The organism is Actinacidiphila oryziradicis, from assembly GCF_005047355.1.
Taxonomy (GTDB): Bacteria; Actinomycetota; Actinomycetes; order Streptomycetales; family Streptomycetaceae; genus Actinacidiphila; species Actinacidiphila oryziradicis.
Map to the genome: position 1 here is coordinate 123,427 of NZ_SUMC01000026.1, position 9,390 is coordinate 132,816.

9 protein-coding genes and 2 pseudogenes are annotated in these 9,390 nt (G+C 71.6%); 6 read left to right on the top strand and 5 right to left on the bottom strand.

The window, feature by feature from the left end; translation table 11 throughout:
• Positions 1–4 precede the first annotated feature (4 nt).
• Together FCI23_RS25670 and FCI23_RS25675 are read left to right on the top strand one after the other, a co-directional pair.
• Positions 5–1,207: a sensor histidine kinase gene (locus FCI23_RS25670; RefSeq protein WP_246143981.1), complete on the top strand. Its 1,203-nt coding sequence runs from the start codon at positions 5–7 to the stop codon at positions 1,205–1,207.
• Positions 1,208–1,445: 238 nt separating this feature from the next.
• A complete protein-coding gene (locus FCI23_RS25675; protein WP_136726298.1) occupies positions 1,446–2,084 on the top strand; it encodes a response regulator transcription factor in 639 nt (212 codons plus the stop codon).
• A 74-nt stretch (positions 2,085–2,158) separates the two neighbouring features.
• Here FCI23_RS25675 and FCI23_RS25680 read toward each other — a convergent pair.
• Positions 2,159–2,384 (bottom strand): annotated as a pseudogene (locus FCI23_RS25680) (helix-turn-helix domain-containing protein); the annotation flags it as partial.
• A 14-nt stretch (positions 2,385–2,398) separates the two neighbouring features.
• On the opposite strand from FCI23_RS25680, the pseudogene tnpA reads away from it, so the two are divergent.
• Positions 2,399–2,677: pseudogene (tnpA, locus tag FCI23_RS25685) on the top strand (IS200/IS605 family transposase); the annotation flags it as partial.
• Positions 2,678–2,805: 128 nt separating this feature from the next.
• Here the strand turns inward: tnpA and FCI23_RS25690 are convergent.
• The gene (locus tag FCI23_RS25690; RefSeq protein WP_136726299.1) at positions 2,806–3,633 is read right to left on the bottom strand and encodes a transglutaminase-like domain-containing protein; all 828 of its coding nucleotides are present in this window, start codon (positions 3,631–3,633) and stop codon (positions 2,806–2,808) included.
• Entirely contained in the window at positions 3,630–4,706 is a 1,077-nt protein-coding gene (locus FCI23_RS25695; protein ID WP_136726310.1) for a GNAT family N-acetyltransferase, read from the bottom strand. The genes FCI23_RS25690 and FCI23_RS25695 overlap by 4 nt, the downstream gene beginning before the upstream one ends.
• A 113-nt stretch (positions 4,707–4,819) precedes the next feature.
• Between FCI23_RS25695 and fdxA the strand changes: the two genes are divergently transcribed.
• Both fdxA and dapC read left to right on the top strand, forming a co-directional pair.
• Positions 4,820–5,140 (top strand): ferredoxin, encoded by a 321-nt coding sequence (gene fdxA, locus FCI23_RS25700; RefSeq protein ID WP_136726300.1) that lies wholly within the window; start codon positions 4,820–4,822, stop codon positions 5,138–5,140.
• Positions 5,141–5,229: 89 nt separating this feature from the next.
• The gene (gene dapC, locus FCI23_RS25705; RefSeq protein WP_136726301.1) at positions 5,230–6,351 is read left to right on the top strand and encodes a succinyldiaminopimelate transaminase; all 1,122 of its coding nucleotides are present in this window, start codon (positions 5,230–5,232) and stop codon (positions 6,349–6,351) included.
• A gap of 107 nt (positions 6,352–6,458) precedes the next feature.
• Here the strand turns inward: dapC and FCI23_RS25710 are convergent, their stop codons facing one another.
• On the bottom strand, positions 6,459–6,899 hold the full coding sequence (locus FCI23_RS25710) for an ATP-binding protein (RefSeq protein ID WP_136726302.1): 441 nt from the start codon (positions 6,897–6,899) through the stop codon (positions 6,459–6,461).
• 275 nt (positions 6,900–7,174) lie between these two features.
• Positions 7,175–8,101, bottom strand: coding sequence for a heavy metal transporter (locus FCI23_RS25715; RefSeq protein WP_136726303.1), 927 nt, complete (start codon positions 8,099–8,101; stop codon positions 7,175–7,177).
• Positions 8,102–8,180: 79 nt separating this feature from the next.
• On the opposite strand from FCI23_RS25715, the gene dapE reads away from it, so the two are divergent.
• Positions 8,181–9,269, top strand: coding sequence for a succinyl-diaminopimelate desuccinylase (gene dapE / locus FCI23_RS25720; protein ID WP_136726304.1), 1,089 nt, complete (start codon positions 8,181–8,183; stop codon positions 9,267–9,269).
• Positions 9,270–9,390 lie beyond the last annotated feature (121 nt).

Here is a 9,390-nt window from a genome sequence, read left to right on the forward strand (position 1 = left end):
GTCCGTGACGAAGCAGTCCTGGCCGCCCTGGCGCGAGGCCGGCGCCGGCCCTTTCCTGGGCCGTTCGCCGGATGAGCGCCGCCAGGCGCTCATCAAGCTCGCCTGGATCAGCGTCTGGATGCTATATCTGGGCTCACCGATCAGCGACCTGCTCGACCGCCACCACGCCCTCCCGGCTGCCATCTGCGGCTGGGCGGGGCTCGTGGTCTTCGTCACCGGCTACCTTTCCGTGGCCCTCTTCCGCACCAACCAGCTGCGCCAGCCCGGTCGGGTGCTCGCCAGCCTCGCCTTCCTCGCGACCCTCTCCGTCGTTCTCTCCCTGACCTTCGGCGAGGCCTGGCTCGTCCTCTTCGTCTACACCGCCGTCGCCTTCGGGGCGGCGCTCCCGCCCCGACAGGCACGCTGGGCCATCACCGCTTGCGCTGGGGTCCTCGCCGGAGCCGGGGCCCTGGTCCACGCCGACAACGACCTGATGCCCGGCCTCCTCATCCCGTGCCTGCTCAGCGGTTTGGCGATGAGCGGGGTCCGCCAGCTCGTCTTCACCATGCGCGAGCTGCGCGAGGCCCGCGAGACCATCGCGCACTTCGCCGCCACCGAGGAACGCCTCCGTCTCGCCCGCGACCTCCACGACCTGCTCGGCCACTCCCTCTCCCTCATCACCCTCAAGAGCGAGCTCGCCGGCCGTATGCTCCCCGACCGCCTCGACGACGCCGCCGTGCAGGTCGCCGACATCGAACGGGTCAGCCGCCAGGCTCTCGTCGACGTCCGCGAAGCCGTCAGCGGCTACCGCAGGCCCACCTTCGCCGTCGAACTCGCCGGCGCCCGTACCGCCCTGCACGCCGCCGGCATCCACGCCGACCTCGAACACGCCCTCGACCCCCTCCCCGCCACCCTCGCCCCGGACGAGGAGAGCGCCCTGGCCTGGGCCGTCCGCGAAGCGGTCACCAACGTCGTACGCCACAGCCACGCCACCCGCTGCACCATCGCCCTCACGGAGGACGCGGAGAACGCCTGCCTCACCGTCAGCGACAACGGCCGGGGCCCGGATCCCTCCTCCGGCCTCGGCAACGGCCTCACCGGGCTCGACGAGCGGTTGGTGCTGGCGGGCGGCCGCCTCCGCGTCACCCCCGGCCCGGGGAGCGGCTTCGCCCTGCGGGCTTACGTCCCGCTGCGCGCGGCGCGGTCGTACTCGGCCGGGGCTGAGTAGTCATACTCGTGCCCCACCCCCTCGCCCCTGGCAGGCTCGCGACAACAGCCGCTCGCCCGATCGGCGCCGTGCTGTCAGTGCTACTTGCTCAGCCGGGTGCACGACCGGGCTCACGCCGCCCTCGAGGGCGGTATCGGCAGGTCCGCCGGGGAGACCGGCGCCCGGCCCTCGGCGTTCGTGGATAACGCGTCCTGATAGCGACGAACGCCTCCTGGCGCCGCGCCCTACGCTGACCCGTATGACTGATCGTTACGGCGAGAGCCCCGCAGCAGGTGTACGAGTCCTTCTCGCCGAGGACCAGTCGATGGTGCGTGAGGCGCTGGCGGCGCTGCTCGGCCTGGAGCCGGACATCGACGTCGTCGCGCAGGTCGCGCGCGGCGACGAGGTCGTCGCGGCGGCCCGCGAGCACGACGTCCAGGTGGCCCTCCTCGACATCGAGATGCCGGGGATGACGGGTCTGGACGCGGCCGCGGCGCTTCGGGCCGCCCTGCCCGCCGTGAAGATCGTGGTAGTCACGACATTCGGCCGCCCCGGCTATCTGCGCCGGGCCATGGAATCCGGCGCCGACGCCTTCCTCGTCAAGGACGCCCCCGCCTCGCAGCTGGCCGACGCGGTACGGAAAGTCCTGCGGGGCGAGCGCATCATCGACCCGGCGCTCGCCGCCGCCGCCCTCGCGGCGGGCGCGGATCCGCTGACCCAGCGCGAGCGGGATGTGCTGCGCAGGGCTGCGGGCGGGGCCGTCAACTCGGAGATCGCGCGGGCGCTGCACCTTTCGGACGGCACCGTACGCAACTATCTCTCGACGGCCATCCAGAAGACCGGCGCCCGGAACCGTGCGGAGGCGGTGCGGATCGCCCGCGAGAAGGGCTGGCTTTGACTTCCTCCCCGGCCTGAAGTTATCCGCCGGGGATTCCCGCCTGCTCTCACCGCGCGGGGGCGGCGGGCTGCTTCGGATGAGACCTCGCCGAGCCAGGCCCGCCGCGGGGTGTGCTTTGCCTCGGTGATGAGCAGCTTCGACAGGTCCCCGGTCTTCGGGAACGGCCAGCCCCTCGGAGCGGGCGGTCTCCCGCGCCCTGAGGGCGTCGTTGTAGACCACCCGCACACACCCGAACGCCCTGCCCAGGGATACACGCTGACCGGCCGTCGGGTACAGGCGGAAGCTGTACCGAAGCTGCATACCGTGTGCGCGCGGTGTGCGCCGACTTCGAATGCGAGCTGGTCGAGTTCAACGGCGAGAACAACCACGTCCACCTCCTCGTGAACTTCCCGCCCAAGGTCGCCCTGTCCAAGCTGGTCAACTCCCTCAAGGGCGTCTCCTCGCGCAGGCTCCGCCAGGAGTACCCGGAACTGGTCCAGCACTACTGGCGGGCACAGCGCCTATGGTCCGGCTCGTACTTCGCCGGATCGGCGGGCGGGGTTCCGCTGTCAGTCGTCCGCCAGTACATCGAGCAGCAAAATCGTCCGCTGTGACCTGCGAGTCAGAGCACTTCCCGGAATCGCTTCACCACCGGGCTGAAGCCCAGTGCACTGCGATTAGTCCCGGTAGCGCCGGGTACGGCGCCGGCGTAAGGGCCGCCCATGATCCGCCGGACACGGCATTAGTTGAGCAGCGCCCGTGCGGCTCTCGCCTGCCGGCGCACCGTCTCGGCGGCGTCCGGGTCGACGTCGGCCAGCACATCGGCGTACGCCTCCATGCCGGCCGCGCCGCTTGCGAAGTCGCCGCTCTGGACGAGGAGCTGGGCGTACTCGTAGCGGAGCCGGGCCGAGTGGTGGGGGAGGAGCAGCCCCAGTTCGACGGCCCAGAGCTGGACCGCGAGGTGCTCGGGGCGGGCGGCGGCCCAGGCGCGGATGTTGTTGAGGATGCGGCTCACGATGTCCAGCGGGTCGGCCGGGGCGAGCATGGTGGGGGAGAGCGGGCCGCCGGTGGCGCCGGCGACGAGGAGTTCGGCGTCGGCGGCGGACATGAGGCGCCCGGAGTCGAAGGGGTCGGCCAGGACGTGGTGCCCGGCGGGGTCGCCGAAGCCGACGACGAAGTGGCCCGGCAGGGCGACGCCGTAGACGGGGCCGCCGGCGCGGCGGGCGACCTCGATCCAGACGACGGACAGCAGGATGGGCAGGCCGCGCCGCCGCGTCAGCACTTCGTGCAGCAGCGAGGACTCCAGCCGCTGGTAATCCGCGGGCGTCCCGTGGAATCCGCAACTCTCGCCCAGCAGGGTGCGCATGGCCCCTGCCCATTGCTCGGGCCCCTCCAGGCCGTACGGGAGCAGCCCGGCCAGCCGGTCGAGCTCGATCTGGGCGGCGTCGGCGCCGTGCTCGCCGAGGGAGGGATCGGCGATGGCGCCGACCAGGAGACAGAGGGCGGCGAGGTCGGGCCGTTCCTCGCGAGCCGTGTCGGCGAAGAGCTGGCGGATGCCGGCTGGAGTCATGGGCGCGGCCCCCGGCGGTAGTGGTAGGCGTGATGGAGGGCGAAGCCCATGCCCTCGTACATCGCCAGGGCGCCGGCGTTCTCCTCCTCGACCTGGAGATACGCGCCCGTGGCGCCCTCGGTCAAGGCCTTGCGGGCGAGCGCGGCCATGACGGCGGTGGCCAGCCCCTGGCGCCGGTGGGCGGGGTCGACCTCGACCGCGTTGAACCCGGCCCAGCGCCCGTCCACCACGCATCGCCCGATGGCGCGCGGGGAGGCGGCGCCGGGCACGACGGCGAACCAGACCGACGGCCCGCCGGCCAGGACCTTCATCGCGGATTGCCTTGTGATGTCGTCCCGGGCCACCCCGGTGGCCTGGTCTTTGCGTGGGGGTACGGGGGGTCGCTCCCCGGGAGAGAACAGCGTGGCCGCGTCGCCCGGGGCGCCGGCGCGGTGGTAGCGGGCCAGCCACTCGTCGTCGATCTCCCGCGAGAGCGTGACGCGCTCCGCGCCGGGCCGGTCGGCGACGGGGGCGAGCGGGGCGGTGAGCATCAGGGCGCGTGCTTCGGCCGTCCAGCCGAGGGCTGCCAGCCCGGCGTCCAGCTCCTCCCCGGGGGCCTGGATGTACGCGGGCAGGCCGCGCTCCGCGTACCAGGCGGTGATCCGCTCCGCCGCCGCGGGAAGCGGCAGCCCGGGGTCGCCGGCGGGCAGTGCCGAGTTCGCCCGGCGGGTGAAGCCGGCGGCGGCGCGCAGGGTCCAGTCGCCGAGGCGCTCGGTCTCCTGGGCGGGCCAGCCCCGGGCGGCGGTTTCCTGGAGCGTGTGGATGGTGGCGGGCGGGGCGGCGAGGCCGCGGCGGGCCCGCGCCGGAGGGACGACTTTGCCGGCGACGAGTGAGGATTCCGCGATGTGGACGGCGGTGCCGTCGCGTCGTGTGACGACGAGTTCACCGGCATCCCAGGATGTGAGAAGACCGACGGCGTCAACGAATACCGGACGGCCGTCGACGACCTCCCCGATTCGGCGCACCGAGACGCGTTTGCCCACGTCAGAGCGGGTTATACGTACCTCTAGGCGTCCTCCGCCGGCGAAATCCATGCTCATGTGCGCCCCTCCTGTTCGTCTCCTGCCCAGGAACGGAGATACTAGGTGCGGGCATCGACGACGCCGCGCTCCCGCGCAGATGAGCCCTATCGAGGAGGAACGACAGCGTGACCTACGTCATCGCGCAGCCTTGTGTCGACGTCAAGGACAAGGCGTGCATCGAAGAGTGCCCGGTTGACTGCATCTACGAGGGCCGCAGGTCCTTGTACATCCACCCGGATGAATGCGTCGACTGTGGCGCCTGTGAGCCGGTCTGCCCGGTCGAGGCCATCTTCTACGAGGACGACACCCCGGAGGAGTGGAAGGACTACTACAAGGCGAATGTCGAGTTCTTCGACGAGCTCGGATCGCCCGGTGGTGCCTCCAAGCTGGGGCTGATCGATCGGGACCACCCCTTTATCGCCGCTTTGCCGCCGCAGAACGGCTGAACGATATGTGCTGACCCGCCGGTCCCGCACGGCACGCCGCCGTGCGGGACCGGCGGGTAGATACGGAAGAGAACGGAAGAGTGAGCAGCGTGCCCCCCGTTTCGTCCCGGCTCCCGGCCTTCCCGTGGGACCGGTTGGAGCCTTACAAGGCCGCCGCCACCGCGTATCCGGGCGGCATCGTCGACCTGTCGGTGGGCACCCCGGTGGACCCGGTCCCGGCCGTCGTGCAGGAGGCGCTGGCCGCCGCGAGTGACAGCCCGGGGTATCCGACGGTGTGGGGCACCGGCGAGCTCCGTGACGCGCTGACCGGCTGGGCCGGGCGCCGGCTGGGGGCGGCGGGGCTGGCGCACACCAATGTGCTGCCGGTGGTCGGCTCCAAGGAACTGGTCGCCTGGCTGCCGACCCAGCTCGGCCTGGGCGCGGGCGACCGGGTGGCGTATCCGCGGCTCGCCTACCCGACGTACGAGGTCGGCGCGCGCCTCGCCGGAGCCGAGCCGGTGGTCTACGACGCCGAGACATTCGCGACCGGCGCCGCGGGGACGGAACTGGATCCCGCCGGTCTGAAGCTGTTGTGGCTCAACTCCCCCTCCAATCCCACCGGCCGCGTCCTCACCAAGGAGGAGCTGCGCCGTACGGTGGCCTGGGCGCGCGAGCACGGGGTGCTGGTGTTCAGCGACGAGTGCTACCTCGAACTGGGCTGGGAGGGCGCCGAGCCGGTCTCCGTACTGCACCCGGAGGTCTGCGGAGGCTCGTACGAGGGAATCGTGGCCGTCCATTCCCTCTCCAAGCGGTCCAACCTGGCCGGCTACCGGGCGGCTTTCCTCGTCGGTGACGCCGCCGTGCTCGGCGAGCTGCTGCAGATCCGCAAGCACGGCGGCATGATGGTGCCCGCTCCGGTGCAGGCGGCGACGGTCGCGGCGCTCGGCGACGACGCGCATGTGGCCGTGCAGCGCGAGCGCTACGCGGCCCGCCGGGCGGCGCTGCGTACCGCCTTCCAGGGGGCCGGGTTCCGGGTCGAGCACAGCGAGGCGAGCCTCTATCTGTGGGCGACGCGGGACGAGTCGTGCTGGGACACGGTGGGGGACCTGTCGAAGCGCGGCATCCTGGTGGCGCCGGGCGACTTCTACGGCGCGGCGGGGGAGCGGCACGTACGGATCGCTTTCACGGCGACCGATGAGCGGGTGCGGGCGGCCGTAGCCCGGCTGGCGTGAGCCCCGCCGCGCCCAAGGCGGCTCCAAGGCGGCAGGGCATGAAGAAGGGGCCCGGAGAGCGGGCGCATTGGCGCTCTCCGGGCCCCTTCTGGCGCGGCTGCGGGGGGTCAGCCGCCGATCGGGAGGCCACCGGGTACAGCGCCCTTGAGGGGCACCTGGCCGACGGCCGGGAGGTTGGCGCCGCTGAGCGGCTTGCTCACGTCACCAACGGATTTGCCGAGCTTGCCGACGGTCTCGGTGGCACTGCCGGCGCTTTTGCCGGCGCTCTTCTGGGCAGCGGGGAGGGCGGTCTTGCCGACAGTGCTGACGCCCTTGCCGACGGCTGGGACAGCGGCCTTCACGGCCTTGCCGCCGACTTCACCGGCCTGGTGGGTGGTGCCGTCGAGGGTGTTGGCCACCCCGGCGCTGTCGAGGTTGGTCAGTCCACCCAGGTCGGTCGTCTGGGGCAGCGCCGCGGCGGACGCGGCGCCCGCTCCGATCAGGGGAGCAGCGGCCGCACCGACCAGCAGAGCGGCCCGGGCGATCCGGCGCGAGAGGGGGAGAGACATGGTGCTCCTTTTACGGGGAGACGAAGTGGCATGTCCGCGGGGCGGACGGTGTGATTACCGCGTGAGTCGGCGGAAGGTTGCGGCCGTCAAAGGTAAAGAGTGAGTAATGCGTGGTTTGCCGGCCACTCGTCGAAGCGGAACAATTCGGACATCTCGTGACAGGGTGACGAAACGTCACTTTCCCTTTCCCCCAAGGGAATTGGGGGTCCACTCGAGTGGATTCACATCTGATGGGTTTGACGTATTGAAGAACCACTTGGGAGTGAATACCCGCACTATTGCGCGACAGTGATGCTGACATCCCCGGCAGCCGCGGACGCCGTATTACCGCTCGTACGCGTATCGGATTTATGCCAGCCGCCGCCGGAATCGACGGCGCTCCACTGCTGGTTCCCGTACGCGACTGTCGCGACCTTCAGGTCCTGCGCGTGCGCCACCGCCCACTGCGCCAGAATCCAGCCGCGCCGCTGCTCCTGGCTCGCCGTCCCGCTTCCCGCCGGGAGCGCCGTCGGCACCGCCACCGTCCGGACCTGCGCCGCCGTCCGTGGCGCCACCTGTGAGCCGAACTCCCTGGACAGCAGCTTCCGCACAGCCGCCGTCGAACCGCCGGTGACGGGCGCCGCGCCCGCCCCCGCCGTACAGCTCAGGGCGTCCGACAGACGGCCGCCCAGCGCCGAGGCCAGCAGTGTGGCGTCCGCCTCATGCTTGGCGTACGCCTGCGGGAAGCCGCTCTTCTGCACCTGCTGGGCGGCCACGGTGAGCGGCAGCCGCGTATAGCCCTTGATCTTCACCAGCACGTTGAAGAACTCGTTCGACGCATGCACCGGATCCATGATCTGCGCCGCCGTCCCCCAGCCCTGCGACGGCCGTTGCTGGAACAGCCCCCTCGAGTCCCGGTCGCCGTGGTCGAGGTTCTGCAGCCCCGACTCCTGCATCGACGTCGCCAGCGCTATCGCCAGCGCCCGCTCCGGCAGCCCCCTGGAAGTCGCCACCGCCGCGATCGTCGAGGCGTTCGCCGCCTGCGGAAGTTCCAGGGTGAGCTCCCGGTTGTCGGCCCGCACTGTGCAGCCACTGCTCTGCGTGAGTCCGGGCAGAAAGTGATAGGCCGCATAGCCCACCGCGCTGAGCAGCACGAGGAGCGCGGTGGCGAACCGCAGCCGGCGGCCGCGCTTGCGCGATGACGGTGATGACGATTTGGACACGGCGATACGGTACAGAAGCGCGCTGTGGGCAAGCGGTCGGGCACTGTGTGCTGCGTAGGCCCAGGTAGGGTGAGGGGACATGAGCACTCCCGGGTCCGCACCCCTTCCCGCACTCGACCTCGGCCAGGACGCGGCCGCCGTTACCGCGCAGCTGGTCGACATCCCGTCCGTCAGTCTCGCCGAGAAGGAACTCGCGGACGTCGTCGAGCAGGCGCTGCGAGCTCTGCCGCACCTGACCGTGGACCGCGACGGCGACGCGGTCGTCGCCCGTACCAACCTCGGGCGGCCGGAGCGGGTCGTGCTCGCCGGGCACCTGGACACCGTGCCGATCGCCGACAATGTGCCGTCCCGGCTCGACGCCGACGGCGTGCTGTGGGGCTGCGGCACCTCGGACATGAAGTCCGGTGTCGCCGTGCAGCTGCGTCTCGCGGCGACCCTCCCCGAGCCGGTCCGCGACCTCACCTTCGTCTTCTACGACGCCGAGGAGATCGAAGCCGCGCGCAACGGCCTCAAGCGGCTGGTCGAGCGGCACCCCGAGTGGCTCGCCGGGGACTTCGCGGTGCTCCTGGAGCCGACCGACGGCAAGGTCGAGGGCGGCTGCCAGGGCACGATGCGGGTCCGCGTCGGGACCACCGGACGCCGCGCCCACTCCGCCCGCGGCTGGCTCGGCGAGAACGCCATCCACAAGGCCGCGCCGGTGCTCGCGCGCCTCGCCTCGTACGAGCCGCGCCGCGTGCTGATCGACGGCCTGGAGTACCGCGAGGGGCTCAACGCGGTCAGGATCGAGGGCGGCCACGCCGGCAACGTCATCCCGGACGACTGCGAGGTCATCGTCAACTACCGCTTCGCCCCCAGCCGTTCGGAGGAAGAAGCCCTCGCCCATGTCCGCGAGGTCTTCGACGGATACGAGGTCGTCCTCACCGACAGCGCCGCCGGAGCCCTCCCCGGGCTCTCCCACCCCTCCGCGGCGGCCTTCGTCGCCATCACCGGCACCGATCCCGCCCCCAAGTACGGCTGGACCGATGTCGCCCGCTTCACCGCCCTCGGCATCCCCGCCGTCAACTACGGCCCCGGCGATCCCAAGCTCGCCCACACCCGTGAGGAGCACGTCGCCGTGGCGGCGGTCCTGGAGGCCGAGGAGAGGCTGCGCGCCTGGCTGAGCGCCTAGGGCCTGTCCGGCCGATCTCCGCGGCGTCGCGTGCCCTGGCACTGGGGGCACCTCCCAGCGGTAGCTGGGGGAGCTCGCGGCGTTGTCGTCAGTCGACGACTCTCCCCCAGACTCCGTCCGG